This window comes from Paenibacillus cookii (genome assembly GCF_018333375.1).
Taxonomy (GTDB): domain Bacteria; phylum Bacillota; class Bacilli; order Paenibacillales; family Paenibacillaceae; genus Paenibacillus_AQ; species Paenibacillus_AQ cookii.
On record NZ_BORW01000001.1, the window covers coordinates 63,895 to 90,841 of the forward strand.

The 26,947-nt window shown below is 53.2% G+C and carries 31 protein-coding genes and 1 other annotated feature; of the genes, 3 read left to right on the plus strand and 28 right to left on the minus strand.

The features are described from left to right. Positions 1–18: 18 nt before the first annotated feature. From KI367_RS00355 to ypeB, 12 genes are all read right to left on the minus strand, one after another. On the minus strand, positions 19–408 hold the full coding sequence (locus tag KI367_RS00355) for a 2Fe-2S iron-sulfur cluster-binding protein (protein WP_306433210.1): 390 nt from the start codon (positions 406–408) through the stop codon (positions 19–21). After that, positions 405–584: a DUF2768 family protein gene (locus KI367_RS00360; protein WP_036709997.1), complete on the minus strand. Its 180-nt coding sequence runs from the start codon at positions 582–584 to the stop codon at positions 405–407. Before KI367_RS00360 ends, KI367_RS00355 begins: the two co-directional genes overlap by 4 nt. 166 nt (positions 585–750) lie before the next feature. Then, positions 751–1,026, minus strand: a complete 276-nt coding sequence (locus tag KI367_RS00365; RefSeq protein ID WP_036709992.1) for a stage VI sporulation protein F — start codon at positions 1,024–1,026, stop codon at positions 751–753. A gap of 65 nt (positions 1,027–1,091) precedes the next feature. Continuing rightward, positions 1,092–2,132, minus strand: a complete 1,041-nt coding sequence (locus KI367_RS00370; protein WP_212946836.1) for an NAD(P)H-dependent glycerol-3-phosphate dehydrogenase — start codon at positions 2,130–2,132, stop codon at positions 1,092–1,094. Continuing rightward, positions 2,122–2,757 carry a glycerol-3-phosphate 1-O-acyltransferase PlsY gene (gene plsY, locus KI367_RS00375; protein WP_036709986.1) on the minus strand — a complete coding sequence of 212 codons (636 nt, stop codon included), beginning with the start codon at positions 2,755–2,757 and terminating at the stop codon, positions 2,122–2,124. Before plsY ends, KI367_RS00370 begins: the two co-directional genes overlap by 11 nt. A gap of 11 nt (positions 2,758–2,768) precedes the next feature. Beyond that, positions 2,769–4,091, minus strand: coding sequence for a ribosome biogenesis GTPase Der (gene der / locus KI367_RS00380; RefSeq protein ID WP_036709982.1), 1,323 nt, complete (start codon positions 4,089–4,091; stop codon positions 2,769–2,771). A gap of 217 nt (positions 4,092–4,308) precedes the next feature. Further along, complete coding sequence (gene rpsA / locus KI367_RS00385) at positions 4,309–5,535, minus strand: 30S ribosomal protein S1 (protein ID WP_036709977.1); 1,227 nt, start codon at positions 5,533–5,535, stop codon at positions 4,309–4,311. A 120-nt stretch (positions 5,536–5,655) separates the two neighbouring features. Continuing rightward, positions 5,656–6,246 (minus strand): lysophospholipid acyltransferase family protein, encoded by a 591-nt coding sequence (locus tag KI367_RS00390; protein WP_036709974.1) that lies wholly within the window; start codon positions 6,244–6,246, stop codon positions 5,656–5,658. 18 nt (positions 6,247–6,264) lie between these two features. After that, the gene (cmk, locus tag KI367_RS00395) at positions 6,265–6,960 is read right to left on the minus strand and encodes a (d)CMP kinase (RefSeq protein WP_212946842.1); all 696 of its coding nucleotides are present in this window, start codon (positions 6,958–6,960) and stop codon (positions 6,265–6,267) included. A 205-nt stretch (positions 6,961–7,165) separates the two neighbouring features. After that, complete coding sequence (locus KI367_RS00400; protein WP_036709970.1) at positions 7,166–7,390, minus strand: hypothetical protein; 225 nt, start codon at positions 7,388–7,390, stop codon at positions 7,166–7,168. A gap of 83 nt (positions 7,391–7,473) precedes the next feature. Next, positions 7,474–8,124: a flagellar brake protein gene (locus KI367_RS00405; protein WP_036709967.1), complete on the minus strand. Its 651-nt coding sequence runs from the start codon at positions 8,122–8,124 to the stop codon at positions 7,474–7,476. Between the two features lie 140 nt (positions 8,125–8,264). Continuing rightward, positions 8,265–9,629 (minus strand): germination protein YpeB, encoded by a 1,365-nt coding sequence (gene ypeB, locus KI367_RS00410; protein ID WP_212946843.1) that lies wholly within the window; start codon positions 9,627–9,629, stop codon positions 8,265–8,267. A gap of 120 nt (positions 9,630–9,749) precedes the next feature. Here ypeB and KI367_RS00415 point away from each other — a divergent pair, with 120 nt between their 5' ends. Beyond that, positions 9,750–9,965, plus strand: coding sequence for a hypothetical protein (locus KI367_RS00415; protein WP_212946844.1), 216 nt, complete (start codon positions 9,750–9,752; stop codon positions 9,963–9,965). Positions 9,966–10,010: 45 nt separating this feature from the next. Here KI367_RS00415 and prsW read toward each other — a convergent pair whose 3' ends face one another. From prsW to KI367_RS00430, 3 genes are all read right to left on the minus strand, one after another. Next, positions 10,011–10,706 (minus strand): glutamic-type intramembrane protease PrsW, encoded by a 696-nt coding sequence (prsW, locus tag KI367_RS00420; RefSeq protein ID WP_036709964.1) that lies wholly within the window; start codon positions 10,704–10,706, stop codon positions 10,011–10,013. A 90-nt stretch (positions 10,707–10,796) separates the two neighbouring features. Further along, positions 10,797–11,411: a genetic competence negative regulator gene (locus tag KI367_RS00425; protein WP_036709960.1), complete on the minus strand. Its 615-nt coding sequence runs from the start codon at positions 11,409–11,411 to the stop codon at positions 10,797–10,799. A gap of 187 nt (positions 11,412–11,598) precedes the next feature. Next, positions 11,599–11,892, minus strand: a complete 294-nt coding sequence (locus tag KI367_RS00430) for a hypothetical protein (protein ID WP_036709957.1) — start codon at positions 11,890–11,892, stop codon at positions 11,599–11,601. Positions 11,893–11,985: 93 nt separating this feature from the next. On the opposite strand from KI367_RS00430, the gene KI367_RS00435 reads away from it, so the two are divergent. After that, positions 11,986–12,888 carry a polysaccharide deacetylase family protein gene (locus tag KI367_RS00435; protein WP_212946845.1) on the plus strand — a complete coding sequence of 301 codons (903 nt, stop codon included), beginning with the start codon at positions 11,986–11,988 and terminating at the stop codon, positions 12,886–12,888. A gap of 64 nt (positions 12,889–12,952) precedes the next feature. On the opposite strand, the gene KI367_RS00440 is transcribed toward KI367_RS00435, so the two are convergent. The 3 genes from KI367_RS00440 to KI367_RS00450 are packed head-to-tail and all read right to left on the minus strand — an operon-like array spanning position 12,953 to position 14,846. Beyond that, a complete protein-coding gene (locus KI367_RS00440; RefSeq protein ID WP_212946847.1) occupies positions 12,953–13,801 on the minus strand; it encodes a metallophosphoesterase in 849 nt (282 codons plus the stop codon). Continuing rightward, a complete protein-coding gene (locus KI367_RS00445; RefSeq protein WP_212946849.1) occupies positions 13,795–14,256 on the minus strand; it encodes a hypothetical protein in 462 nt (153 codons plus the stop codon). The genes KI367_RS00440 and KI367_RS00445 overlap by 7 nt, the downstream gene beginning before the upstream one ends. After that, positions 14,253–14,846: a CPBP family intramembrane glutamic endopeptidase gene (locus KI367_RS00450; protein ID WP_036709953.1), complete on the minus strand. Its 594-nt coding sequence runs from the start codon at positions 14,844–14,846 to the stop codon at positions 14,253–14,255. The genes KI367_RS00445 and KI367_RS00450 overlap by 4 nt, the downstream gene beginning before the upstream one ends. A gap of 259 nt (positions 14,847–15,105) precedes the next feature. Then, positions 15,106–15,339: a binding site (T-box leader), on the plus strand. A 305-nt stretch (positions 15,340–15,644) separates the two neighbouring features. Here KI367_RS00450 and serA point away from each other — a divergent pair. Beyond that, on the plus strand, positions 15,645–17,237 hold the full coding sequence (serA, locus tag KI367_RS00455; protein ID WP_036709951.1) for a phosphoglycerate dehydrogenase: 1,593 nt from the start codon (positions 15,645–15,647) through the stop codon (positions 17,235–17,237). Positions 17,238–17,377: 140 nt separating this feature from the next. Here serA and KI367_RS00460 read toward each other — a convergent pair whose 3' ends face one another. From KI367_RS00460 to KI367_RS00505, 10 genes are all read right to left on the minus strand, one after another. Continuing rightward, on the minus strand, positions 17,378–18,820 hold the full coding sequence (locus KI367_RS00460) for a HAMP domain-containing sensor histidine kinase (RefSeq protein WP_212946851.1): 1,443 nt from the start codon (positions 18,818–18,820) through the stop codon (positions 17,378–17,380). A gap of 1 nt (position 18,821) precedes the next feature. Then, entirely contained in the window at positions 18,822–19,538 is a 717-nt protein-coding gene (locus KI367_RS00465) for a response regulator transcription factor (RefSeq protein WP_036709948.1), read from the minus strand. Positions 19,539–19,732: 194 nt separating this feature from the next. Continuing rightward, complete coding sequence (ccsA, locus tag KI367_RS00470; RefSeq protein WP_212946858.1) at positions 19,733–20,995, minus strand: cytochrome c biogenesis protein CcsA; 1,263 nt, start codon at positions 20,993–20,995, stop codon at positions 19,733–19,735. Further along, positions 20,992–22,683: a cytochrome c biogenesis protein ResB gene (resB, locus tag KI367_RS00475; RefSeq protein ID WP_036709942.1), complete on the minus strand. Its 1,692-nt coding sequence runs from the start codon at positions 22,681–22,683 to the stop codon at positions 20,992–20,994. Before resB ends, ccsA begins: the two co-directional genes overlap by 4 nt. 1 nt (position 22,684) lies before the next feature. Continuing rightward, positions 22,685–23,212 (minus strand): thiol-disulfide oxidoreductase ResA, encoded by a 528-nt coding sequence (gene resA / locus KI367_RS00480; RefSeq protein WP_036709939.1) that lies wholly within the window; start codon positions 23,210–23,212, stop codon positions 22,685–22,687. 129 nt (positions 23,213–23,341) lie between these two features. Further along, entirely contained in the window at positions 23,342–24,082 is a 741-nt protein-coding gene (locus KI367_RS00485; RefSeq protein ID WP_036709935.1) for a pseudouridine synthase, read from the minus strand. A 22-nt stretch (positions 24,083–24,104) separates the two neighbouring features. After that, positions 24,105–24,446 carry an N-acetylmuramoyl-L-alanine amidase gene (locus KI367_RS00490; protein ID WP_212946860.1) on the minus strand — a complete coding sequence of 114 codons (342 nt, stop codon included), beginning with the start codon at positions 24,444–24,446 and terminating at the stop codon, positions 24,105–24,107. 99 nt (positions 24,447–24,545) lie between these two features. Beyond that, positions 24,546–25,079, minus strand: a complete 534-nt coding sequence (locus KI367_RS00495; protein WP_212946862.1) for a spore maturation protein — start codon at positions 25,077–25,079, stop codon at positions 24,546–24,548. 6 nt (positions 25,080–25,085) lie between these two features. Then, positions 25,086–25,730 (minus strand): nucleoside recognition domain-containing protein, encoded by a 645-nt coding sequence (locus tag KI367_RS00500; RefSeq protein ID WP_212946864.1) that lies wholly within the window; start codon positions 25,728–25,730, stop codon positions 25,086–25,088. A gap of 34 nt (positions 25,731–25,764) precedes the next feature. Further along, positions 25,765–26,946 carry a D-alanyl-D-alanine carboxypeptidase family protein gene (locus KI367_RS00505; protein ID WP_081992363.1) on the minus strand — a complete coding sequence of 394 codons (1,182 nt, stop codon included), beginning with the start codon at positions 26,944–26,946 and terminating at the stop codon, positions 25,765–25,767. Position 26,947 lies beyond the last annotated feature (1 nt).

The window sequence follows — 26,947 nt, forward strand, 5'->3', positions numbered from 1 at the left end:
TCCTATCCAACCATCCGTTTAAAAATAAGTTTTGTTCCGCGCTACGATTTTTCCCGGGGATCTTACGACCGCCTGGCATCCAAGGCGGAAACCTTCGTCGAATTCTTCCGTGTCGAGGCGCCGAAGTTCGGCTTGCGTCGGCTCTTCGAGCAGCTCCGCTCCCTCCACGACCTGACATCTGCAGCGGGCGCACGTGCCGCGGCGGCACATATGCTGCCAGTCGATTTCATGGTCCTTTGCGTGCTGAAGGATCGTTTTTCCCGGTTCGGGCACGACCGTTTTTTCGATCGTCCGTCCTTTCAGCTGCATGGTAGCTTCCCCGGAAGCCGCGGTTGCACGTTGTTCCGGTTCAACCATCTCCTCGTTTGCCGGCTTTTTTTTGTCAAAAAAAATGCGGAACGGGTTCATATCAACGCCGCCATTCCTCCGAGAAATCCCACCACCATAAAAATAAACGCCACAAAAGATAAAGCGCCGCGAAGAATGCCGGTTGTTTTCGTGCGGGCAAACGTAATTAAAAACACGGATAATCCCATGATCAGGATGGCAATCAGGGAGACCCACATTTTTGTCATCGGATCCATAGGCTGACTCTCCATTTCTTGATATATAGACGTATTATAGCATGAAACTTGTCCGCATTTTTAGCGGAAAGGGTTACGTAATATCGACATCTGAAAAAAAGAGCATAAAGTCCTTGAAGCTTAAGGCTTCAAAGGCTTATTGCCCTTTGATTTTGGGTAACCCGATTTATTTCTTCATCATTAATTTCATCAACGATTCCATGTTTTGCGGGTTCATGCCGCTTTTTTTGACCGCGCTCACGATGTCCTGGATCGTCTCTTCGCTGACCGGAACGTTGGCCATCGCGGACACTTGCTTGATCAGTTGGCGGAGCTGGGTCTCGTTTTGCATCGTGGACGGTTTTACGGTACTGGCTAATTTCTTAACCTGGCTTTCCGAGATGCGCTTACCGGATTTCTTGTTGACGACGTTCAGCACATCTTTTGGGAAATTTTTGCTCATCTTCTCCCCTCCTCCGACAGTCCTCAACTTATATATATGAGGATTGGCCCTGAAAGGTGAAAAGATCAGCTATGCCATTGCTCCCAGGTTTTGAGCTTCATGGCTTCCATTTCCGTCTTCGGGTCGCGGCCCATCAGGGCTTCGACAGCGATGCGGGGATCTTTGTTCTCAAACAGCACTTGGTACAGCTGCTCCGCGATCGGCATTTGCACGCCGTATTTGGCGGAAATCGTGTGGGCCGCTTGGGTCGTGCGGATCCCTTCTACGACCATGCCCATGGAGTCCAGGACTTCGTCGACCTTTTTCCCTTGGCCAAGCAACGAGCCTGCCCGCCAGTTCCGGCTGTGGCGGCTGGTCGCGGTAACCACCAGGTCACCGACCCCGGCAAGCCCCGAAAACGTAAGCGGGTTGGCCCCCAGTTCGACGCCGATCCGGGTGATCTCCGCAAGCCCCCGCGTCAGCAGCGCCGCTTTTGCGTTGTCGCCGTAACCAAGCCCGTCGGACATGCCGGCCCCAAGCGCAATGATGTTTTTGAGCGCTCCGGCCAATTCGACGCCTAACATGTCCCTGTTGGTATACACGCGGAAGTCGGCGTTCATGAACAAATATTGCGCCGCGGCCGCGGCCTTTTGGTTAAGGGAGGCCACTACGACCGTCGTCGGGCAGCGGCGGATGACTTCCTCCGCGTGGCTCGGCCCCGATAGAACGACAACGTCGCCCTCTTCGATGCCAAGCTCTTCGGAAATGACCGTCGACATCCGCTTCAGCGTTTCGGTTTCGAACCCTTTCGTCGCGTGGATGCACAGCATGTCTTTGCGCCAATACGCCTTCAGCGACCGCGCCACTTCGCGCATCGCTTTGGACGGGGCGACGATCAGCACCGCCCCCGCATCCTTGACGGCCTCTTCGAGATCCGTTGTCGCTTTCAGGTTGGCCGGCAACGCGGCGTCAGGCAAATACCGGCTGTTCATATGCTTCTCGTTGATTTCCCGTACCTGCTCGCTGCTGCGGCTCCAGATCACCACGTTCGGGTGATTGCAGGCGAGAACGCTGGCCAGGGCGGTGCCCCAGCTTCCCGCAACCAGTACGGCTATCTTATTTGACAATGCCCTTTCCCCCTTTGGAACCTCCGGAGCCAATTTTGTTTTCCCGTCCTTGAACGATCTTTACGATATTGCTGCGGTGTCTCCAGAAGGCAAACAAACAAATGACCAAACTGGACCAGAAAATCGGCCAGTCGAAACCTTGGATCAAACCAAAGACTAACAGAGAAATAGGAGTCAGCGCCACGAATACAAGCGAACCGAGCGAAACGTAACGCGTAAACACGATCAATAAAATGGCGATGATTCCCGCGCACAATGCCGGGAAAAAGCAGAGCGTTGCCATAATGCCGATCGTAGTGGCGATCCCTTTGCCGCCGCGGAAACGGAAGTACACGGGCCAGTTATGGCCGACGATGGCAGCCAGGCCGCAGAGGGCGGGAATCCATTCGTTTCCTCCCCCAAGCCACTTGCCCAGCCAAATGGCGCCGATGCCCTTCAATACGTCAAGCAGCAGCACGGCAATGGCCGGCCCTTTTCCCAAAATTCTCAGCGTGTTGGTAGCTCCCGCATTTCCGCTTCCATGCTGGCGGATATCGATCCCTTTCAGAAGTTTGGCCATCACGACGCTGAAACTGACGGAGCCGAGCAAATAACTCAGTACAATGGCGATGATCTTTAATGTCAAACTATTCTCCCCTAACTTTCATCCGATTTGCGCCGCGTAAAGATCCTGATCGGGGTCCCTTCGAAATCGAACGCCCCCCGTATTTTATTCTCCAAATACCGTTCATAGGAGAAATGCATCAGCTCAGGATCGTTAACAAATACAACCATGGTCGGCGGCTTGACGGCCACCTGGGTGACATAGTTAATCCGCAAACGCCTTCCTTTATCCGTCGGAGGAGGGTTGATCGCGACCGCATCGGAAACGACGTCGTTAAGCAGATGCGTCTGCACGCGAAGAGAATGCTGCTGGGCCACATGCTGAACGACGGGCAGCAGCTTATGCAGGCGCGACTTCGTTTTGGCGGACAAAAACACGATCGGTGCATACGTCATGAAGAGAAAATGATCCCGGATCTTTTTCTCGAACTGGTGCATCGTTTTGTCGTCCTTCTCGACGACATCCCATTTGTTGACGACGAAAATGGATGCTTTGCCCGCTTCATACGCGTAACCGGCAATATGCTTGTCCTGATCGATGATGCCTTCCTCGCCGTTGATGACGATCAACACGACGTCCGCCCGTTCGATGGCGCGCATGGCCCGCATGACGCTGTATTTTTCCGTCGTCTCGTATACTTTGCCGCGTTTGCGCATTCCCGCCGTATCGATCAGGACGTAACGCTGCCCGTCCTTTTCAAACGGCGTATCGATCGCATCCCTTGTCGTGCCCGCGATATCGCTGACGATGACGCGTTCCTCGCCGAGAATGGCATTGACGAGAGAAGATTTGCCCACGTTGGGGCGTCCGATCAGCGCAACGCGGATGACGTCCTCGTCATAGTCGTCGTCGCTAAGATCGGGCAATATATCGACGATCGCATCAAGCAAATCGCCGATGCCTGTTCCGTGGCTGCCGGAGATCGCGATCGGGTCGCCGAATCCAAGGCTGTAAAACTCATAAATTTCGTCATGGCGGCTGAGGTTATCCACCTTGTTCACGGCGAGCACGATCGGCTTTCCGGAGCGGAACAAAATTTGGGCCACTTCTTCGTCCGATTGCGTGACCCCGCTTTTGGCGTCGCACATGAACACGATCACATCCGCTTCCTCGATTGCAAGCTCGGCCTGCATGCGGATGGATTTCAAAATGACGTCATCGCCGTCGATTTCGATCCCCCCGGTATCGATGACGCTGAACGCTTTGCCGTTCCATTCGGATACCCCATAAATCCGGTCGCGGGTAATACCCGGTTTATCTTCCACGATGGCCAGCCGGTCGCCGATCAATCGATTGAAAATGGTTGATTTACCAACGTTAGGCCTGCCAACGATAGCTACTACGGGTCTTGCCATATTCACTCCTCCTGTCAATACTTACGATAATCATCATAGCAAAAAACGCTTATTTTGGCTAACCTTTCATGGACGGATCGTCTTATTAATCCTATTTTCCCGTAGAAACGGGATTCCATGCGCCATTGAACCTGTTTATTATACGTTTTTGCGCATGACATGAAAAAAGCGAACCCGATGAAGGGTTCGCCGTTTTTTGCTTCCGAGACGGTGGTCATCACTTGAACTTGCTCAGTTTGTCTCCAAAACGTTCCCCAAGCGTAATGCTGAGACCTTGGTTGCTCAGAGATACGTTAGGATTGTCTTTAAGCTCATCCTTGTGGTTTCCGCCGCTTTTTGCCGGTCTGTCCGCTTTAGGAGCAGGAGCCGGAGCTTCTTCCGTTTCCTTGATGCTGAGGCTCACGCGTTTTTCAGCGGTGTTGATGTCAAGGATTTTCACTTGAACTTCTTGTCCTTCTTTCAGGACTTCATGCGGGGTGCCGATGTGTTTATGAGAAATTTGGGAAATATGAACAAGTCCTTCGACTCCTGGAGCAAGCTCAACAAATGCACCGAAGGTCACCAGACGTTTGACTTCGCCTGTTACCACATCGCCTGTATGGAATTTTTCTGCAGCGGTATCCCAAGGACCAGGCTGAGCGGCTTTCATGCTGAGGCTGATTTTTCCTTTTTCAGGGTCTACTTTCAGAACTTTGACTTTGACTTTATCCCCTTCGGATACGACGTCGGAAGGTTTTTCGACATGGTTCCATGCCATTTCGGACACGTGAACCAGTCCGTCTACGCCGCCTACGTCAACGAATGCGCCGAATTGGGTCAAGCGCTGTACCGTACCTTCAAGCTCCTGGCCTTCTTGAAGCTCGGACATCACTTTCAGTTTGTTGGCTTCGAATTCTTCGTCGAGCACGTCTTTTTGGGAAAGGATCACCTTGTTGTTCTCGCGGTCGATTTCTTTCACCTTCACGCGCAGCGTGCGTCCTTTGTAGTCGCTGAAGTCTTCAACGAAATGACGCTCTACCATGGAAGCCGGAATGAATCCGCGCACGCCCACGTCCGCAACCAATCCGCCTTTCACGACGTCAGCCACGGTGACTTCGAACACGTCTTGCGCTTCAAAGTGTTTTTCGAGCTCTTCCCAAGCGTTTTCGCTGTCGATCGCGCGTTTGGAAAGAACGAGTTTTTCTTTTTCGTCATCGATGCTGACCACTTTGCATTCTACCTCCTGTCCGATCTGAACCGCGTCCGATGCGTTGTCCAGATGAACCGAAGACAGTTCGCGGATCGGGATCACACCGTCGTATTTATATCCAATGCTTACATAAGCTTGGTTATCTTCCAGCTTGACGATCGAACCTTTTACGGTGTCCCCTTTTTTCAAGGATACGATTTGGTCCATTTCCTCCTGAGTTACTTCTGCTTCTTGATTTTTTGTTTCTTCCGACATGTCAATACCCTCCTCAATTCAAAAAAACCATTTATTCAAACCTGCTGACGCAGAGTTCAAAACTTGAAAACAGTTGTGATCATATCTTTCCAATAAGTGCTTGCCTTCATGCACCGGCGCTTAATTCGCCGTCGGCTTCCCGGTCTTCTGCATCTCGCGGATGCGCGACATGATATTGTCCGTGACCGCTTCCACCGCTTCCCCGGACTCCATTTCCTTGAATTCCGTCAAATCCAACGGAGCGCCGTATATCACTCTCATTTTCCGGAAAAGCTTGTAATCGCCGACAATGGCGACGGGCACGACCGCAGCCCCGCTTCGCAGAGCAAAAGTTGCTGCGCCCTTTTTGGCCGCTCCGCTGTCGGAATGTCGCGTGCCTTCCGGGAAAATGCCCATCATTTCGCCGTTACGCAAAATGGTGAGGGATGTTTTGATCGATTCCTTGCTGACGCCTTCGCGTTTGACCGGAAACGCACCGAGCCTCGTGATGACCGGTCCGAGCACGGGCACCTTGAACAGCTCGGCCTTGGCCATGAATTTGATTTTGCGCTTGATTCTGATGCCCACCGTGATCGGGTCCAGGACGCTGATATGGTTCGAGCAGAGCAGCACTCCGCCTTCCTTCGGGATGTTCTCCTCCCCCGTTGCCTCAAGACGGTAGGCCACGGCGAAAATCCCCCGCAAAAGCCCCCGGCAAAACTCATAAAACATGCTTCCTTCTCCCCATCCTTAAGAGTTCGTTTGCGCTTTGCAATAGGAAACGATCGTGTCGACGACCTGAGGGATGTCCATATGCGTCGTATCCAGCACGATGGCGTCATCCGCGCAGCGCAGCGGCGAAATTTCGCGTTCTGCGTCCAAACGATCGCGTTCGGAAATATCCTTTTCCAGCTGCTCCAAGGTCAAGCCCTGCGCATCACTCAACTCTTTGAATCGGCGGAGCGCACGTTCCTTCACGCTGGCCGTCATGAAAATCTTCAGTTCGGCGTCCGGCAGAACCGTCGTCCCGATGTCCCTTCCGTCCATGACCACGCCCTTGCGGGCAGCCATCTGCTGCTGCAGCGCTACCAAATGCTTGCGAAGCCCTTCGATTTGCGCGTATTGCGATACCGTGCCGTTGACTTCGAGCGAGCGTATGAACCCCGTCACGTCTTGGCCGTCCACCAGCACCTTTTGCCCGTCGGCGCCCGGAAGAAGTTCGATCTCCAACCCTTGGGCATGACGCAGCACTTCCGCCGAAGATTCCGGCTTGATTCCATGCTTCAGCATATACCAGGTCACGGCCCGGTACATCGCGCCGGTATCCACATATATGTAGGACAGCTCTTTGGCCACCAATCGAGCAATCGTGCTTTTTCCCGCCCCGGCAGGTCCATCAATCGCGATATTGATCTTCAAGTTGTTCTCCGTCCCCTGCCTACTCAAAGGGGCATTCCTCCTCAAATCATAAGCATAAGAGATGTTATAGAGCGGCGGGAACGCGGCTTGCCAGCCGACTCCCCCTGCGATCCAAATGCGGCTTCAGCCCGAGCTGACGCCTCTTCGATCACTCAAGAAAAAAGCAGGCATTGCCTGCGCTGTGAAAATTATATCACACAACCTACACCGATGCAAAAAAACACCCTTCGGTTCATGGATGCCAATCCTTTACATTTCGCTCTTTTATCGGTATTCCGTCCAATCGGTCCACCGGAGAAATCAGCGGGCGAAGGGAATGGATGTGCAGAGCGGCCTGAAAAAAGAAGAGCGCGGCGATCAAAAAAACGAGCAAAATTTTCGTCCATTTCCCCGTTTGTTCGCACAGCCGTTCGAACAGCCGCACATATTGTTGAACTTGTTCTTTTTCGTTCATCATGGCAAGTCTCCCGGATTTTTCCTATTACTGTGTCCGGAAACCGCCCGTTTTATTCAGGATCTTGCTGATCTTGCCGACAGGGCTTATCGCCTGAAGTCGAGCTGGCGTTCGAAGCAGTATCTGATCAGCTTCTGCCGCTCGATGTCCGCGATCGTCGTGAATTTGGCCATGACGATTTTGCGGCCGTTATCCAGCGCTTTGATCCTGACGATTTCGCCTTCGAACGGCACATGCTCAAGGCTTCCGTTTTTATAGGGCACCACCACCCAGCAGGACATCCTGTCCCCTTCCGCCACGCGATGTTCCGGTTCGCAGTAAAAAGATATTCCGCCTCCCCCGATATCGTCGGTACGGGTCAGGAAACGCCGGTCGTTATCCATCCTGACGGCCACCTCGAGTTCTCCGCTTACCCGCAAAAAGCTGCGCCGCTGGATTTTGCCGATCGAGTCGGGGTCGGGCTTGCGGATCCTCACCATCCGGATCACGTCCTGCTTGAACCCGGTCACATAGGAATTGAAGTAGTTCTTGACGCCGCCGTCGGTCATAAAATAGATGGACAGCTCGTCCCCGACGAACAGCTTTTTAAGCTGCCCTCCTCCTTCCCGGATCGGAACTTCGATGAGAATCGAGTCCTCGTCCATGTCGGCGATTCTGGATTTATATTCCACCCTCGTTTCTTTTTCGTCCCCCGAATCCACGCTAATCATCAATAAGTCATTAATTTTCGGATACAAAAACGTTCACCGCCAACTTAAAAATGTACCGCATGCCCTGATTATACCATGTCTTTGGTCTCAGGTACGCGTATTATTTCAACGAAAAAGGAGCCTTTTTTCTCAAAGGCCCCTTCGTTAGGCGGGTATAAAAGTCTATTTTACCGGACTGCAGCCTGACGGTCGGAGGATTTCAGCTCCTCCACCATTTTTTCGGACCCGTCATTCGCGTCCAGGTACATCCGGTATCTTGAACCGTTGATGTTGCCCCCGATTTCGTAGCAAAGCGTTTCCTTGCCCAAATCGTCCTTGATGAGCGCCAGCCGGTGATAGGTTTCCTTGAATTCCGGATTCAATTTTTTCCGGATTTCGGCGATGCCCATTTTCGGTTTTGCCAAGTTGCGCTTGCCCTCTTTATGCTCATAAACGTAATCGCTGGCCTGGAACCCCGTCACCTCGCCGTTGTCCAAACCGACGCGAACCGTGATTTTTTCAGGATAGATCAGCACGCCGTCCTGCGTGCTCACATAGGTCAGGTTCCCCATATTCCCGTATTGGTCGGCGGTGACGGCCGTCATGCCTTTGTAACCCTTTTTGCTGAGGAACTGGTCGGCGTTGGCTTTCGCCTGCTCCATCGTCACCGCCTTGTGTCCGATTTTGCGGCTGTCATGGTAGCTGATGAGAAGCCCGCCCTTTTTCGTAAAATCCATCGAAACGACGGCCGGCAGATTTTTCGCCTTCACGGTTGCGGTGTACGATTCCCAGTCCGTTCCTTTCCCGTTTTCGGTTACCTGGACGGACGCTCCCGCACCGGCATCCGCGAACTTAACCGCCTTGCGTTTGATGTCCTCTTTCGATACGGCCGTGCCGGAAAGCATTTTGACGGACCGTTTGTCATACATGCTCGATACGGCCGGGCCCCAGTTTAGTTCCGGGTATTCCCCGACGCGTTTGTCGACGGTTTTGAAGCCGTCGATGATCGTGTTGTCCATCTGCTTCTCTTCGGACGCCATGGCGCTCTCCACGTCCATCCAGCGCAAGCGGTTGCTGATCACTTTGCTTTGGACGTCTTGCAGATGCTTGGTGATCTCGCCGGAGTTTTTGTACAGCACTTTCAGGTTTTGCAGCTCATCGTTGGTGAGCGGTTCCTTTTCGAGATTGCGCATCGACGTCTGATACGAGAAGTTCGAAATCCGGGACAAGAAGTCCTCGGTTTTATTGAACGGGAGCATCGTCAGCGGAAGCTGGTTGATCTCGTTTTGGGCTTCGCTCGTCAGCCTCCATACGTTGATAAGCCCTTTGCGGTGCATCGCATTGGAGGAAGAGCTGACGGCCAGCGTGTTGCCAAGTTCGCTGTGGAGCCGGTCCATGTGGTAGGACAAGTTGTGGAACGCACGCTGGTATTGGTTTTCGGCTTTAATCAAAATCGAGTTTTTTTCCTGGTTCTCCTGGTACCCCCACACAAATGCACCGATCATCAGGAGAGTCACGATGGGAAACAAAACAGCGCTTAACCGCTTGTACATAATTGCTTTAAGTCTCCTTTCTTCAGCTGAACCAATCAAACCAAGCTTTTCGCTTTGATAACGGCTGATGGATCACTCTACTGGTTGCTGCTGTTAGTTTGACAAGAAGAAAGGAGTCTTATGCATCAATTGGCAGCGGTAAGCGCCATTTTTCTGTGCCGGTTAAATCGGGAGCTCTTCGATGTCGAAATGGTTTTTGTTGTTGCAAAGGCATTGCTTAAATCCGGTCTCGATCCGGCCCCGATCCCTTTTGCCCCGCAAAACAAAGCGCTCTCCGCACTGCTTGCACACGATCGTCACTTTTACGCGCAAAAAAAAGCACCCCCGATCAAATAAATTTCCAGGAATGGAAGTTCATAGGATCCAGTGTGCCCATTTTCGTCACATATTAACCTCTTCTTCGCGTTTAAGGAAACGGAAAGGAGAGCGGTTGTTGGCCCGGGTGACCTTCCCCATGCCTCCGTACCATAAAAAGGCCATCAGCGGAACGATGAACCAAATCCAATATTGGGTCATGGTCGCCAATATCAGGTCGTACACGCCGTGCCAGAACCACGGAATAACCATGGAATACACCAGAAAACGTTTGGCTTTCGCGCCTTTGGAAAAACGGGCCCGGCCGAGGTAATACCCCATCATGACGCCGAACATCGCGTGTCCGGAAACCGGGAGCAGCGCCCTGAGGAACATCGCGCCGATCGATGCGTGGCTGTACCAGGCGTACATGACGTTTTCGACGGTCGCAAATCCGAGCGAGATCGCCACCGCGTATACGATGCCGTCATAAGGCTCGTCGAACTCGGTATGGTTGTAGATCATATGGTACAGCACGAACCATTTCAGAAATTCCTCGACGAAAGACGATATGACAAAGGACTCCACGTATGGATTGCCGCCAAACCCGCCGGTCATCCCCCGCTGGATAATCATCACCGGCACGACGATCAAAAACCCGAGCACGAACACTTTGACGACCATCATGAGGGGTTCCTGCTCATATCTGTCCTTCAGGTAAAAATACGTCAAAAGGGCGAGACCCGGCGCCAACGCCGAAGCTATAACCGAAAACCAAAGCACCGTTTTTCCCCCTTTTTCTGATTAAAATACCGCATGAATTAAACGCAATTCATCCCATGAAGCAAAGGAATGCCCATGGGATGACAAGCTTTAGTCCTGTCTTTTGAAATGTTCACGGATCGTTGCAATAGCTTTTTCCGGCATAACCACCTTGCCGTATTCTTCGAGGACCGCTTCCGTATAGGAAGTGGCTTCCCCGAATTCCGCCAAAACGGCGATCAGCGAAGGAAGCTTGCCGGAATCGATGTTGTCCGGATCGATAAACAAAACCCATTTATCTCTATAATGATAAAGACGGCCTTCCTCGGTGATGTGACCGCCAAGAACATGCGCTGCTTCGATCAGCACTTCAAAATCGCCGAACGCGTAAACGATGGTGTCGCTTTGCTCCAAAGTGACTTCCATTTCGTACACTTCCTCGGGGAGCTCATCTTCCCCTAAGTGGCTGTAGTGCTGATAATCATATTTTCCGCGGGTCACGATGACGACCATGCCTTGAGCGGGAAGGGCAAAAACTTCCACGGCGAGCGGTCCGGTTGCGTCGAAACCGAGTTCGTTGTAGGCCTGATCCATCATTTCGGTGAACAGCTCGTGGACTTTGGGAAGTTCCTTCCACATGTCTTCCTTCTGAATTCCTCGCTCACTCAAATCGTCGAACGTGAGGAAAATCCGTATCTTATCTGAGCTTAATCGTTCTATTTTCATGACAGGATCCTCCTCTGTAAGCAATGTTATAACAAATTATGATGTCTCCCATAATGGTGTGCTGAAAATAGTTCTATGTAAGTATGTTATCATTATATATCCCAAAATGCACGCTGTAAAATAGACAAAAAAAGAATCATTTTGGGCGCTGTCGCCCCAAAAATGATTCTTATGGTTTTTCAATCGTTTACAAGCCCGGAATGACGGTGTTTGTCTCCTTCAGAATCGAATCCACTTCCCTTTTTACGTCGGGATTGCTGTGGATGAATTCATTGATTTGCTTCATGCTTTCCGCTTTGGAACGGGGTTCCGAATAACGGGATTCATGGTTGTTCATGCCGATGGAACCGATCGAGCCGATGTCCATCATTTTGCCCGCGTTGCTGGCGATGGCGGAAGTGATGTTGCCTCTGCTTCTGGAGACGAGGGCAGTTGCCGCCGCACCAATCAAAACGCCGCTTATAAATGACGAAGTATTCACAATTACAACCTCCTTATGTGATAAAATCAAGTCTAGTGTTCACGGATTACGGCATGCTCATGCGGCAAAAAAACAGGAAAGCGAGATGAAATAATGGTAAGAAAAACGGCTGCGCTGCTTCTTATGACGGCGCTGCTTCTCAGCGCATGCGGAGGAAAAGACGAGGCGGCCACCAAAAACGCCAACACGGCGGTACAGCAGCAGGACGAAACAAAAGAAAAAGCGCCGGCGAAGCCAAACGGAAACGGGGCGAATCAGGATGCCGGCGAAACGGGCGCGGAGCAAGGAAACGGCGGCTCGGGCCAACCCGCAGGCGGGGAAAGCGCAAACGACGCTGCCCCGGCGGCCGTTCCGCTGAAGTACCACATGGACAAAGCCTACAACATCGTGCCTAACAATGAAGGGACGGAGAAAAAGGTCGTGCTGCTCACGTTCGACGACGGTCCGAAAAAAGCGGAATGGATCAACGGTTTGATCGATACGCTGGACAAGCATCACGCCAAAGCGATCTTTTTCGTCAACGGCTACCGGGTAAAAGAAAATCCCGAATTGCTGAAGCTGATCCACGATCGCGGCCAAATCGTCGGCAACCATAGCTGGGACCATATCTCCCTGCGGAAGGAGCCCGAAGCGAAAGTAAGGCAGCAAATCGAAGACGTGCAAAACATCGTGAAAGCCACGATCGGAGAAGCGCCGGTATTTTTCCGTCCGCCCTTCGGCGAAGGCGGCGATGTCGGCAAAAAGGTCGCCAAGGAAAACGGCCTCCTCTACATGACCTGGTCCAACGGGTCCCTGGATTGGACGATGAAATCCAAAGGAAAGGACAACCCCCAACAGGTCATCCAAAACGTCATGGACCAGCTTCACGCAGGCAGCAATATCTTGATGCATGAGCTCCCGTGGACGGCCGAAGCGCTGGACGAGCTTTTGACCAAGCTGGAAAGCAAAGGCTACTCCTTCGTGGACCCGCGCAGCATCGAGCTTGAAATGCGCTAAAAAACCAAAAAAAGGCGTTTCTCCCGGTTATGCCGGCGAGAAGCGCCTTTTTGGCGTATCGGCTTTATGCCTCGGTTTGATCGGGGATCGCCCTGCGAAGCCGAATAAGATGCATTTCGGCAGGACAGCATAAACGAAGCGTTACCCGCCGGTTGCCGAATCCGCGGCTGATCAGCATTTGCGGCCTTTGAACGTCCGCCCCGGGCTGGTACCACCGGAACCATCCGCAATCGTATTTGCGGTAAAACCGGTTCAGCCGAAGCGCGCCGAGAAACGGAAAACGGATTTGCCCCCCGTGGGTATGTCCTGCAAGAATCAGGTCCGCCGGCTTTTCGGGCACGTGCTGGATCCAGACGGGATCATGAACGGCGACGATCCGGCAAAGATCCGAAGTCCCCGGAGGCAATTCGGGGAGCCCGGGGTACCCGTCGCGCTTTTGAAGCGGCTGGTCCACGCCGGTCAGAAGGATGCGGTCGCCCGCCCGCTCCAGCAGGACGTTTTCGTTCCTCAGCAGCCTGCCTCCGGCTTCTTTCAGCGCAACGGCCAAACCCGCAGGATCGGCTTTCAGGTCATGGTTGCCGAATACCGCGTACATCGGGCCGATCCGCGACAGAAGCTTCAAATTTTCCCGCACGCGTTCCAGCGGCACGTTCCTTTCCATAATGTCGCCGCCCAGGATCACCCAGTCGGCTTTCCCCTCCATCGTCCGTAAAAACGATTCCGAAAGCTTTCGTTTATGAATATCCGAAATAAAAAAAATCCGGCTTCCGTCGAACGCCTCCGGCAATCTTTCAAGCTTTACCTCTGAACGGGTGACCGCGTGCATCCTTGCTTCATAGGACATCCTTGCAAAAAGCAGGACGCAGCAGGCCGCGATCAGGCCGGCGCTCCACAGGAGCGCTGCCGTTACCACAGATCCTCCAGCGGAGGGGCGCCCTTGACTCCCCAATACACCAAAAACATCGTCAGGACCAGGAAAAGGAAAAAGAGCGAATTCGTAAAATATTTGCTGACGACGATTTTCCTGGAGGTGTATTTGTCGGTTCGGCTTGGGGTGCCATCTTCTTCTCCCCCCGCGTTTTGAACTCTTCCGTGTCCTGCTTTATGCCTTGCAGACCGGGAGCGGAACGACCCCGTCGGCTCGAACGGGGCGATTTTTTCCCGTACTTCCTCCTCCGGCTTGGGAGCTTCGCTTCGCTCTTTCCTTGCCTTCACCCTGCTTAAGGTCGCCCCCGCAGTCTTCAAACGCTCCCGGCGCGACTTTTCAATGACCGGTTGATTGCCGTCCTGCGCCGGCAAGGGGGGCTTTTTTCTAGCGTTTTTTTTTCGGCTATTATACGTTTTGACTCTGCTTAACTCAGTACTCATGATTCCCTCCGAAATCGTATGACCAAACCGGAAATGCAGTCGATGGCAAAATGGCATACCACCGGGGCAAGCAGCGTGCCCGAATGTATGTAGATGTAACCCAGCCCATAGCTGCTTAGGAATACCCAGGCCGTCGGAATCCAATGCCGCAGATAACGGACATGGATCGCCGCGAACAGGATGCTGGTCCAATAAGGGCCGAACGAATGCTGTACTGCGCCCCTGAACAGCAGTTCCTCGCATACCGCGACGACGGCGGCTATGCATATGATATGCCAAACGGGACGCTTCCGGAACAACAAATGGTTGATTCCTCCGTCATCCATGACTTCCTCGGGCGTAATCCGGGACACCGCAAAATCGATCAAAAACATCACGGCCGCAAGGCCGAGGCCCCACGCCCAAAAATAGGATCCCGGCTGTACGGCAAACAGCTCCAGGGGATTTCTTCTCTGAAACAATATCCAAATGATTCCGATAATGAAGGTAAGTCCTTGGGTGAGGTACAGATTGATCAGCAGCAGACGGTCCGTCAACTGATCGGGAGTGGCCTGTTTCAGTTTAGGCGCACGGAATTTGAATTTTTTCATCTTTTGCCTGCCTGTCGTATAATTTAGCTACAAAGTTCGTTCGCCCTCACCTCTATCATATCGCATTTTGCCGCGTTCGGGAAATCGCCGCCTCCGAAGCTGCGCCATGTGGCGATAGGGTATGATAGAGCCTGTGAAAAAACGCCATGAAACACCATCAAAATCATATCAGATTTCGCGCAAAAGATTCAAGAAGCCCGAAGTTTTCCTATTGACAGCAGCCGCGGGGCCATGATACATTATGAAAAAAATTATCGAGTCAAAACCGATGAAGGAAAAAAGACCCTTGAATGCCTCCAGAGAGCCGGTGGTTGGTGCAAACCGGTGGCGGGCAAGACGTCTTCAGCGTTCCAGAGAAGCTGCATTGAACTTTACAGTAGGTGCAGCCGGGTAATTTCCGTTATCAAATAGGCCTCTATCGGGCCTCTGAGGCTGCCGGCGTCAAATCCGGCGGTGAATTAGGGTGGTACCACGAACAACTCTCGTCCCTTGCTACGCAAGTAGTGTGCGGATTGAGAGTTTTTTTGTTATATACTCCTCATCGCAAGTCTGTTCAGCATCGACTGCAAGTCCGTTCAGCATCCCTTGCGGCTTGAATCCGCGGTGCGTTATACATGTATTCTTTTACACAGTACCGCGTTGCTTTTGGAATACAGCGCCGAATTGCATTATATAACGCTGCAATGCAGCCGTATCCGAAACATCCTTTTCACGTGTTTTATGGGCATGCTTCTTTCGGGAAGCATCCCTTCCATCATATTTTATTTTTTGTTTTACAGATTAAAGGAGGAAGAAACCATGTTTAAAGTATTAGTATCGGATCCGATCAGCGATCTGGGAATCCAGCAGTTGATGGACGCCGCCGATGTCCAGGTAGAGAAAAAGACGGGCCTTGGCGAAGACGAGCTTGCAGCGATTATCGGAGAGTACGACGCCCTGCTCGTCCGCAGCCAGACGCGGGTCACCGAAAAAATCATGGAAGCCGGCACCAAGCTGAAAGTGGTCGGCCGCGCCGGCGTCGGCGTGGACAACATCGACCTGGAAGCTGCAACCAAACGCGGCATTATCGTCATTAACGCTCCGGACGGCAACACCATCACCACATGCGAGCACACGTTTGCGATGATGATGGCCCTTGCCCGCCACATACCGCAAGCCTACGCCAAAACGATCGGCGGAGTTTGGGACCGCAAATCGTTCCTTGGCGTCGAACTTCGCAACAAAACGCTGGGCGTGCTCGGCATGGGCCGGATCGGCAGCGAAGTCGCAAAACGCGCCAAAGCGTTTGGCATGAACATTTTGGCGTTCGATCCGTTCCTGACCCAAGAGCGTGCGGAAAAAATGGAGGTCAAGCTCGCCTCCGTCGACGACATCGTACGGAACGCGGATTTCATGACCGTGCATACGCCGCTGACGCCGGATACGCGCCATATGATCTCCCGTCCGCAGTTCGAAGTGATGAAAAAAGGCATGCGCATCGTCAACTGCGCCCGCGGCGGCATCATCGACGAACGCGCCCTGGTGGAAGCGATCGACGAAGGCATCGTTGCCGGCGCCGCGTTCGACGTGTTTGAAAGCGAACCGCCGCAGCAGGATCATCCGTTCCTGAACCATCCGAAAATTATCGTTACGCCGCATCTTGGCGCTTCGACCGTGGAGGCCCAAGAGAACGTAGCGATCGACGTATCCGAAGAAGTGCTTCACATCTTGCGGAACGAACCGTTCAAAAACGCGGTCAACATGCCTCCGGTCGCCGCCAGCGTCATGAGCCGCCTGCAGCCTTATTTTTCGATCGGCGAAAAGCTGGGAAGCTTCGCGGCCCAATCCGCCAACCAGGCCGTAAACGAAATTCACGTCGACTACGCGGGCGCATTGTCCGACGTTGACACGCTTCCGTTGACCCGGTACATCGTCAAAGGCGTGCTGGCGCATCATCTCGGCAGCGAAAACGTCAACATCGTCAACTGCATGCATCTCGCCAAATCCCGCGACATCAACGTCGTCGTCACGCAAGCGTCGAAATCCAAAGGCTTCACCAACCTGCTCACGGTGACGCTGAAAACGCAAAACGACGAAGAAACGCTTGTCGCAGGAACGCTGCTGAACGGTTACGGCGAACGGATCGTGCAAATCAACAAATTCCCGGTGGATGTCGCGCCGGAAGGGCATCAAATCCTCATCTCCCATCATGACAAACCGGGCATGATCGGAAGCGTCGGCACCCTGCTCGGCCAAAACGACGTCAACATCGCTTCGATGCAGGTCGGCCGCAAAATTATCGGCGGGGAAGCCATCATGATCCTGACGGTCGATAAAGCCGTGCAAAAAGACGTGCTGACGCAGCTGACGACGCTGCCGGGATTAAACGGCGCGATCGAAATCACGCTGTAATAAAGATCAAACGCGAAATACAACAAAAGCGCATGCCCGATTCAAACGGCATGCGCTTTTCATTTGTTCCACGTTGAACAAGATTTATCTCGCAACTTCAACAAAAAACACCCCGGTTTGAGGTGTTTCTTGCCTTTTGATCAAGCTTTATCGTTTTCGACAGGAAGCCGTATCGAGAATACGGTTCCTTCCCCGACCTGGCTCGAAACGCGGATGGTTCCGTCGTGCGCGTCCACGATGCTTTTGACGATCGCAAGGCCGAGCCCCGTACCGTTCGACGTACCTCTGACCCTCGCCTTGTCCGCCTTATAAAACCGCTCGAAAACGTAAGGCAGATCCTCGCGCGGGATTCCCGCCCCTTCGTCTTCGATTTTGATGAGGAGTTCGGAAGCGGGGCCCGCCTCCGTCCTGTCGGCGACGATCCGGATCTGTTTGCCTCCCGGCGTGTGCCTGAACGCGTTGTCCAGCAAATTCGTGAGCACCTGCTCGAGTTTGTCTTCGTCCGCTGCCTCAAGCACCAAGTCGGAAGTTTTTTTATCGTAAATAAGCTCGATGCCGTTTTCTTTGGCCCGAACGGAGAATTTCCGGTATACGCGTTCGAGCATTTCGTTGACGTCCACCCTTCTGCGCTGGATGTCCGTATGCCCCGCTTCCATTCGGGCCAGATCGAGCAGATCCTTCACGAGACGGCCCATCCGCAGCGATTCGTCATGGATGACCTGGATCAGCTCCTGGCTTTCTTCCGGGGAAGCGGCCATGCCGTCCAGAAGCGCCTCGCTGTATCCCTGCATCATCGAAAGCGGCGTCCGGATTTCATGCGAAACGTTGGCCACGAAGTCCTGCCTCATTTTCTCCAGCTTGACTTTTTCCGTAATATCCCGCAGCACCGCCACCGCTCCGCGGATATCGTTCTCGGCATATAGCGGCGCCATATGCACCGACCATACCCCTTGTTTGACATGGACGTCGGCGCTGACGTCCGCGCTTTCCTTCAGCATGCGTTCGAACAGGTCAAGCAGCGGCTTCGGCACCTTTTCCTCCGCATTGCCTTCCAATTCGCCCTCCTGCTCCAAATCCCAATCGATGTCCCTCCACTTCGGAATAAGCTTCTGGGCCGGCGGGTTCGTCAAAATGATGCGTCCCGACGTATCGATCGTGATCACGGCATCGCTCATGCTGCGCAGGACGCTCGCCAAATGTTCCTTCTCCTGATTCAGGTTGCGGATATTGTCCTCCAGCTCGGCCGCCATATGGTTAAACGTATTGGCCAGCTTGCCGATTTCGTCGCTGGTCACAATCGATAGGCGGGTACTGTATTCGCCTTTGCTGATGGCCTCCGTCGCGCGGATCAGCTTTTGCATCGGCTGCGTGATTTTGGTGAGCAGAAACAGGGCAAAAAACGTCGTCATCGAAAAACCGATGATGGCCGTGTACGTAAACAAACGTTTGATATCTCCGGAATTGTTCGAAAAATTCGTGTCGATGTACGGGAGCAGAAACAAGGCTAAAATGATGAGTATGCAGGCAACCAGGCAAATGATCGTCGCCCACAGTTTTCCGACCAGCGATGTCCAGAAGTTCACGTTACTTTGGCACCTCTAACTTGTAACCGACGCCCCATACGGTCGTAATCATCGCGGCGGATTCCGGGGATACCTTGTTCAGCTTTTCCCTCAATCGTTTGACGTGCGTGTCGACGGTGCGCAAATCGCCGAAAAACTCGTAATTCCACACATCCTTAAGCAGTTCTTCCCGCGAAAACACCTTGTCGGGCGATACGGCAAGATAATGCAGCAGCTCGTATTCCTTTGGCGTCAGGCTGACTTCATGCCCGCTTGCCGTCACCCGGTGCGCGTCATGCTCGATGACCAGATGGGGGAACACGATGTTGTTGCTGGAATTGCTGTCTTTGGACAAATACGCCGTTGCCGAAGCGCGCCGGAGAATCGCCTTCACCCGATAGATCACTTCCCTTGGGCTGAACGGCTTCACGACGTAATCGTCCGCCCCGACCTCGAACCCTTGCACCCGGTTGATCTCCTCCCCTTTGGCCGTCAGCATCAGGACCGGCGTGGATTTTAACTGTCGTAAACGGGAACAGACCTCCATGCCGTCCATCCCGGGAAGCATCAAATCAAGCAAAATAAGTCCGTAATCCTGATTGGCGGCTTTGCGGAGCGCGGTCTCCCCGTCTTCCGCCTCTTCCACCTCGTATCCTTCTTTCTCCAGATACATTTTCAACAGACGGCGAATCCGCTCTTCATCGTCCACTACCAGTATCCGGTTTGCATGCTCTGACATTAGACAACAACCCCTTTTAGTTCAGGAATGGCGCAAAAAAAGGAAACGGCCGAAGCCCGATTTGCAGCATCCCAAATTATGCGAAAAAACATACCCTTATAGGGACAATTATAGCGAAAATCCGCTTCGACATCCAACTTTCAAATGAGGAAACGGATTTTCTTGCAACTGCGTTATTCGTTTTGGCGATATGCTCAATCCACGCCCGCGTAGGAGTGCAGGCCTGCAATGACGAGGTTGACCCCGACGAGCGTAAACATGACGACCAGGAAACCGATGACCGACAGCCAGGCGGATTTGCCGCCCTGCCAGCCGCGGGACAGTCTGAGATGCAGGTATGCGCTGTAGAACAGCCAGCATATGAGCGCCCATACTTCTTTCGGGTCCCAGCTCCAGAACGTTCCCCAGGCGATCTCCGCCCAAATCATCGCGAATATCAAGGCGCCCAGCGTAAATACGGGGAAGCCGATGGCGATGGCACGGTAACTGATTTCGTCCAGATCATCCGGATCGATCCCTTCCATCATCGGCGACGCCGCCCGGCCAAGCGGCTTGCGCGCGATCAGGCGCAACACGGCGTACAAAATGATGCCGGTGATGAAGGACCAGATGATCGTATTGAATTTGCGTCCGGCGTTGACCCCGTTCATCCAGGACGGCGCGTTAAAGAGCGGCTTCGTCATGCCGAGGAACGGTTCGTAGCTGACGACTTTGCTTTGGTACGGTCCGACGATCGGCGGAAGCTTGTACGACACCGTTTGCGTGACCGTTTGTTCCGCACCGGGCTGTCCGGTTACCTTCGTTTGGGTAAACACGGATTCGTAGCCGGCCGCACGGAAAATAAATACGGTCGCGATAAAGGAGATAACGAGAATGACGGAAAAAAATACGACCTCGACCCAGCGCTGCTGCCTTTTCGCTTTTTTATCCTTGCTTTTGAAATCGACGGTACGGATCAAATACATGAAGCCTGCCGCAAACCCGATGGCGAAGAAAGATTCGCCCGCCGCTGCCAGCGTGACGTGGATTTTCAGCCAGTACGATTGCAGCGAAGGAATCAGCGGCTGCACTTCCTGCGGGAATACGGCGGCGTATGCCATAATGATGATGGAAATCGGCACCGCAAACAGTCCAAGCAGCGTCTTTCGATAGATCAGGTAAACCACGGTAAACGCAAACATGACCATCATCGACAGGAAGGACATAAATTCGTACATGTTGCTGACCGGGATATGTCCCCCTCCGATCCAGCGCGTCACGAAAAAGATCAGATGAAAAATGAAGCCAAGCGCGGATCCGATGAAGGCGATTTTGCCCCACTTTTTCGAATGGGCGACCGGGTCCCGGTTGCTCCACCTGCGGCCCATCAGGGCGACAGCGAATAATATGAATGCCGCGCAGTAGAGGAAAAAGGCGACGACAAACATATTACTGCTGATAGATAACAAATCATTCATGCGTGTTTTCCTCCGTTATCCAGGGACTTTTCGTCCACGTCCAAATTCATTTTTTTCAAAATGGCCGAGATTTCGCGGCGAATGCCGAACCAGTTTTTGTTCGTATGCGCTCCGAGCGTCAGCACGCCGTCGTCGATCCGCAGCCAAATCCGGCGATGCTGCCAATAAAAGCCGAGCACGAGCCCGATCATCACGATGGCCGCGCCGACCCAGATAAACGGCATCACTTTGTCCACCCGGATGTTCAGGTACGTCGTCGACATGGAAAAGTCGACGTTTTCCATTCCCTTCACATCAAGCATCAGCGGCGGCGTGCCGCCGTTCATCTTTTCGTTGATGGCGTCCTGCTGGAAGCGCTCTTTATCGATTTGCTTCGGGAAATAGATGTATTGCATGCCCGAAGCCGGCAAATTCGGCCCTTTGATCAAAAAGAGGAATGCAGGCGCGTTCGGATTCGGAGTTTTCGTTACGGGCCTTCCGTTTTCGTCCAGTCCGAAATCATTGTATTTCTCTTTCAGTTCCAGCGAATAATCGCCTGCGGTGTAATTCCGCTGCGGATTTTTGATGTCCAGCTTGAATTTGCCCAGCTCCTTGCCCGTTTTGGCATCGACGAGCGACGGGCTGACCGATCGCAGGACCGGCGTCAAATCGTAATCGAATTGATACGCCTTCAACCCTTTGTAATCCAGCGGGTCGTTGACCTGAATGTCATGTCGGGCGACGGCTTCAAGCTTCGGCTCTTTGGTCGGGTCATCGCAATCCGCCGTGCAGTGGTAAAGCGTTGCTTTCGTGTTGAACAGTTTCGGGAGCACCTTTCCTTGATTGCGGAACTCCTCGGGCATGTCCTCCTCCGAATAAAACTCCACGGTAAACTTCTCATTTTTAAGATAATAAGAAGTGTTCGGAATATGTTTGATTTCCCCTTCGGGGAAGGCGATATGCTGGTCCATTTTCAGTCCGGGCAATCCGCGGGCCAACACGGCGAGCAGGAAGATGATCAAACCGATATGAATGACGTACGGCCCCCAGCGGCTGAAACGGTATTTTTCGGCCAAGAGAGCGTTTCCGTCGGTATGCACGCGATACCCCTTTTTCTTCATCGGAACCGCGGCCTGCTTGACCCATTCTTCCGCATCGCCTTCGATCTTGCCTTGATAAACGACGCGCTGCCGGGTCAGAAATTGCATATGCTTAAGTATTTGCTGCTTGCTCAGTGCTCTGTACAGCGGAAGGACGCGGTCCAGGCTGCAGATGACGAGCGAAGCGCCGATCATGACAAGCAGGAGGATGAACCACCAGGATTCATACGTATGCGTTAATCCAAGCTTGTAATAAATCAGCCCCCACGTGCCGTAGGTTTCTTTGTAGTATGTCGATGGATCGATGTTCAGGAACGTGTTTTCCTGCGGAAAAATCGTGCCCAGCATCGAACCCAGCAGGGTCAGGATGATCATGTAAACCGCGATTTTGACGGAGGCAAAAAAATTCCAGATCCGGTCGATGATATTCGGATTGGCTCGCTGCGAACGGCGGGCCATCCCGTCGTACCGCATTTCCAAAACTTCCTTCGAGTTTTGCTCCTCTTCGTCAAGCGGTTTGCCGCAGGATTCGCACAGCACGGTTCCGACCGGGTTCTGGTGGCCGCATTCGCATTTGGTGTTTTTAAAAGCGATGACTTTTTGCAACATTTTACGATTTCACCAGCTCTTCAATTTGTTTGTCGAGGGTGGCCAAATCCAGCTGTCCGAGATGGATTTTGTTGATTCTGCCGCTCTTGGACACAAAAAAAGTAGTAGGCAAAGGCGAAATGCCGTAACTGGCGATCGAATCCTTATCCGGGTCCAGCAGCACCGGAAAATCGACGTTGACGTTGTTCACGAAGTTTTCGACGGCCATTTTATCCTCACCGGCATTGATTCCGACGACGACGACGCCTTGATCCTTCCACTTCTCCCACTGCGCCTGCAAAGCCGGCATTTCCTTTACGCAAGGCTCGCACCAGGTGCCCCAGAAATTCAGAACGATGGCCTTACCTTTATATTCGTCCAGCGTATGGGTTTTGCCGTCCAGGCCAAGCAGCTGAAATCCGGGCGCTTTGCTGCCCTCGGTAGGTTTTCCTCCCGATCCCGACACTTGCGTCACGATCGCATAACCGCCCACGATCACGATCAACAGCAGGATAACGATCTGCATTAGCTTCTTTTTTGAATTACCCATGCCAAATGCTCCTTTACTATGACAAACGTCATGTTTTCCCTTCACAGGTTTGAACATCCTATGAACAATTATAGCGAAAACATGTCATATTTGCGGCGGACGGATTTGAATATTGTGTGTCCTTCCGAGCTATTTTTTTCTTTTCTTTCCGGTTTTAGCCATGTTTTTCAGGGCTTCGACCTCGTTGCTCGTCAGGTGGCGGTAAAGCCCCCGCTTCAGGTTGTCCAGCTGCAAATCGCCGAAGGAAACGCGCTTCAAACGGATCACTTTATGGGAAATCGCATCGAACATGCGCCGCACCTGGCGGTTTCTTCCTTCGTGGATCGTAATCGTGATGACCGCTTCGTTTTTTTCGATGTCGATATCCTTATATTCGACTTCCGCAGGAGATGTCATACCGTCCTCGAGCTGAATGCCGGCGCGCAGCTTGTCCAGGTCGGTCCCGTGCGGAATCCCTTCGACGGTCGCGAGATACGTTTTGGGCACGTGGTGTTTCGGATGCGTCAGCATATTCGCGAATTCGCCGTCGTTCGTCAGCAGAAGCAGCCCTTCCGTGTCGTAATCGAGCCGGCCCACGGGATAAATCCGCTCTTTGATGCCCTTGATGTAATCCGTGACGATTTTGCGGCCCGCCGGGTCTTTCGCGCTTGTGATGACGCCTTTCGGTTTGTTCATCATGATGTAGATTTTCTTTTCGTTTCGGATCGGCTTGCCTTCCACCGTGATGATATCTTGTTCGGGGTCCGCCTTGGTTCCCAGCACGGTCACGGTTTCCCCGTTAACTTCCACCTTGCCGGCCAGAATCAGTTCCTCGCATTTGCGGCGGGAAGCGATGCCTGCCTGGGCTAAAATTTTCTGTAATCTTTCCATTGTCTTTTAGGTCACCTCAGAACTAATGATACCCGTGAGAAGGGTAAATCACAAGTTCATTCCAGGGAAATTCTTTCCCCGGGCAATCGGATGTATGCGGATAAAGGAAAAGGGGGGATATGTCATATTGCCTGGAGAGCTCCAAGATCAGCTTGCCGGCGATAAAAAGCTGCTGCTTTTCGGCGGTTCCGAGCAAATCGTAGCTGCGGTCAAAGCGGCCTTCCAGGCAAATATGGATGTGGGAAGGGTCCGTCAAAAAGGGAGCCGGCGTCACGGAACCGTCCGCCCCGATCCAGAAGTCATATCCGGATCCGTTGATGGACGCGCAGGAGGAATGATGGATGATAAAACCTTCGAACGCCATGATTTCACCTCAATCCCTGTACGATGTCAAGCGTGATACAGTATATGAGGCAACGTTCATTGCGTGACGGGTCGAGGCTTGATCCGCGAACGGATCCGGTTATCCGAAGAAAAGCAGGCAGACGGCGATGGAAGCGATGAACCCGACGACATCCGAAAACAATCCGACTTTCAGCGAATATCTTCCGTTGCGGATGCCCACCGCCCCCATGTATACCGTCAATACGTACAGCGTCGTGTCCGTGCTGCCTTGGATGGTCGATGCCATTCTCCCGATCATCGAATCGGGGCCGTAGACCGATATCAAATCGGTTGCGAACGCCAGCGAACCGGTGCCCGTCAAAGGGCGCAGCAGCCCCAAAGGCAAAATTTCGCTCGGAACGCCCAGGCTGCTTAAAAACGGGCCGGTCCAGCCGACAAAAAAGTCCAACGCGCCGGACACGCGAAACACGCTGATGGCCACCATCATGCCGACGAGGTTCGGAATGATCTGAATGGCCGTCTGAAAGCCGTCCTTCGCGCCGAGAACAAAGGATTCATATACGGGCACCTTTTTGACGAAAGCAAACAGCGGTATGAAGGCGATCAGGGCCGGGATGGCCCATGCTGAAATGACGTTGATCAAAGCGGTCACGAGGCATCATCCTTTCGCATCCGGTGTGGCCGAAGGCGGCGGGCCCGAAGGGATTGGAGGTTTCTGCCCCCTTTTCAAAAGTTTTCGCCGGTAATACCGGTCCGCCGCCACCGCCGCGAGCGTCGCCACGATGGTCGCGGCCAGCGTCGGTCCGACGATTTCGGTCGGATTCGCCGACTGGTAATTCATCCGAATCGCGATCAGAGTAGTCGGTATTAAAGTGATGCTGGCCGTATTGAGCGCAAGCAAGGTGCACATGGCGGGGCTTGCGGCCGTTTTGTCGGGATTCAGCGTTTGAAGCTCCTGCATCGCTTTGATCCCCATTGGCGTCGCGGCGTTGCCCAGTCCCAGCAGGTTGGCGCTCATGTTGGACAAGATGTATCCCATGGCGGGATGGTTTTTGGGCACGTCGGGAAACAGAAACCGGACGATCGGGCTGAGCAGCTTCGCGATTTTTTGGAGCAATCCCGAATCCTCCGCCAGCCTCATCATCCCGAGCCAGAACACCAGCACGCTGATCAGGCCGAAACATACGGTGACCCCTGTTTTGGCGCCGTCGAACGCGGCCGAAGTAACCGTTTCGATATTCCCCTGGACGGCCGCAAAAACGAAGCCGATTAAAATAAGCGCCATCCAAATGACATTGATCATGGTATATCCTCTCCTCCCCCGCTTGCTTCAAAGCTCAATCACGCTGCAGGAACATCTGCTGAAACACCCGGGCCATGGCCTCTGCCAACGTGGCGGGCCGCAAAGGCCCAAGCGTGTCGTCGACCGGATTTCTGGCATTCGGCTCGGGCAGCAAACTGCCTTTCTGGTACACCGGAACCGTCCCGATCAGCTTGCCGTCAAGCACCATTCGGATTTCCCCGCGCAAACCGAAGCTCAAATCCGCCCTGCCTTCCTTTGCAGGCGAATGTAGCACCAGCTTTTTTTCCAAACGTTCCTGCTCCCCTTCGGCAAACGGATAGTTGAACGTATTCGCCACGACAAGATCGTACCCCTGAACGGACTCGCCCTTCTCCATTAATTGGGAGAGCGGAAAATATTTAAAGCCGTAATCCAGCATTTTGCCGTGGTCGTTCCAGTCGTCCCCGTCGTTCAGCGTTACCGCCACAAGCTGCTGGCCGTTCCGGGTGGCGGAGCTGACCAAACAACGGAATGCCTTTTTCGTATACCCGGTTTTGACCCCGTCGGCCCCTTCGTACAGGCGCAGCATTTTGTTTTTGTTGTCCCAGCGGTAATCCCACGATTCGTTCGGATTCGGCGCTTTTTTGACCTGCGTTTTGACGATGTTTTTGAACAGCGGGTTATGGAGCGCGTAAGCCGTCAGTTTGGCCATGTCGTTGGCTGAGGAGTAATGGCCGTCCGCGTCAAGCCCGCTGGGATTGGCAAAATGGGAATGCGTCAGACCGAGCTCTTTCGCCTTTTCGTTCATCAGGTGCACGAACCCTTCCTCCGAGCCGCCGACATGTTCGGCGATCGCCGTCGCGGCGTCGTTCCCCGAACGAAGCATCAGGCCGTACAGCATATTTTCGAGGGTCATCTCCTCGCCCAGCTTCAGGTAAATCGAGGAGCCTTCTTTTCCGTAAGCGTTTTTGCTGACTTTCACCGGTTTGTTGAAGTCGCCGTGTTCGATGGCCACGATCGCCGTCATGATTTTGGTCAGGCTAGCGATCCGCAATTCGTCGTCGCCGTGGCTGGAATAGAGCAGCCGCCCGGAGGTGACGTCCATCAGAGCCGCCGCCTGGGCGTGGGTGTATAACCCGGGTACCTTATTCGCTGCGCCTTCCGCCGCAACGGGGAAGCAATATGCCAAAAATATCGCGGCCGCGGCGATCCAGCGGGTGATCGATTTGATCCTCATC

What these genes read in the sequence shown, in the direction of transcription:
- KI367_RS00355 (WP_306433210.1), bottom strand. Translation starts at nt 408, where the DNA reads ATGAACCCGTTCCGCATTTTTTTTGACAAAAAAAAGCCGGCAAACGAG.
- KI367_RS00360 (WP_036709997.1), bottom strand. Translation starts at nt 584, where the DNA reads ATGGATCCGATGACAAAAATGTGGGTCTCCCTGATTGCCATCCTGATC.
- KI367_RS00365 (WP_036709992.1), bottom strand. Translation starts at nt 1,026, where the DNA reads ATGAGCAAAAATTTCCCAAAAGATGTGCTGAACGTCGTCAACAAGAAA.
- der (WP_036709982.1), bottom strand. Translation starts at nt 4,091, where the DNA reads ATGGCAAGACCCGTAGTAGCTATCGTTGGCAGGCCTAACGTTGGTAAA.
- rpsA (WP_036709977.1), bottom strand. Translation starts at nt 5,535, where the DNA reads ATGTCGGAAGAAACAAAAAATCAAGAAGCAGAAGTAACTCAGGAGGAA.
- KI367_RS00390 (WP_036709974.1), bottom strand. Translation starts at nt 6,246, where the DNA reads ATGTTTTATGAGTTTTGCCGGGGGCTTTTGCGGGGGATTTTCGCCGTG.
- KI367_RS00400 (WP_036709970.1), bottom strand. Translation starts at nt 7,390, where the DNA reads ATGATGAACGAAAAAGAACAAGTTCAACAATATGTGCGGCTGTTCGAA.
- ypeB (WP_212946843.1), bottom strand. Translation starts at nt 9,629, where the DNA reads ATGTACAAGCGGTTAAGCGCTGTTTTGTTTCCCATCGTGACTCTCCTG.
- KI367_RS00415 (WP_212946844.1), top strand. Translation starts at nt 9,750, where the DNA reads ATGCATCAATTGGCAGCGGTAAGCGCCATTTTTCTGTGCCGGTTAAAT.
- KI367_RS00425 (WP_036709960.1), bottom strand. Translation starts at nt 11,411, where the DNA reads ATGAAAATAGAACGATTAAGCTCAGATAAGATACGGATTTTCCTCACG.
- KI367_RS00435 (WP_212946845.1), top strand. Translation starts at nt 11,986, where the DNA reads ATGGTAAGAAAAACGGCTGCGCTGCTTCTTATGACGGCGCTGCTTCTC.
- KI367_RS00445 (WP_212946849.1), bottom strand. Translation starts at nt 14,256, where the DNA reads ATGAGTACTGAGTTAAGCAGAGTCAAAACGTATAATAGCCGAAAAAAA.
- KI367_RS00450 (WP_036709953.1), bottom strand. Translation starts at nt 14,846, where the DNA reads ATGAAAAAATTCAAATTCCGTGCGCCTAAACTGAAACAGGCCACTCCC.
- serA (WP_036709951.1), top strand. Translation starts at nt 15,645, where the DNA reads ATGTTTAAAGTATTAGTATCGGATCCGATCAGCGATCTGGGAATCCAG.
- KI367_RS00465 (WP_036709948.1), bottom strand. Translation starts at nt 19,538, where the DNA reads ATGTCAGAGCATGCAAACCGGATACTGGTAGTGGACGATGAAGAGCGG.
- ccsA (WP_212946858.1), bottom strand. Translation starts at nt 20,995, where the DNA reads ATGAATGATTTGTTATCTATCAGCAGTAATATGTTTGTCGTCGCCTTT.
- resB (WP_036709942.1), bottom strand. Translation starts at nt 22,683, where the DNA reads ATGTTGCAAAAAGTCATCGCTTTTAAAAACACCAAATGCGAATGCGGC.
- resA (WP_036709939.1), bottom strand. Translation starts at nt 23,212, where the DNA reads ATGGGTAATTCAAAAAAGAAGCTAATGCAGATCGTTATCCTGCTGTTG.
- KI367_RS00485 (WP_036709935.1), bottom strand. Translation starts at nt 24,082, where the DNA reads ATGGAAAGATTACAGAAAATTTTAGCCCAGGCAGGCATCGCTTCCCGC.
- KI367_RS00490 (WP_212946860.1), bottom strand. Translation starts at nt 24,446, where the DNA reads ATGGCGTTCGAAGGTTTTATCATCCATCATTCCTCCTGCGCGTCCATC.
- KI367_RS00500 (WP_212946864.1), bottom strand. Translation starts at nt 25,730, where the DNA reads ATGATCAATGTCATTTGGATGGCGCTTATTTTAATCGGCTTCGTTTTT.
- KI367_RS00505 (WP_081992363.1), bottom strand. Translation starts at nt 26,946, where the DNA reads ATGAGGATCAAATCGATCACCCGCTGGATCGCCGCGGCCGCGATATTT.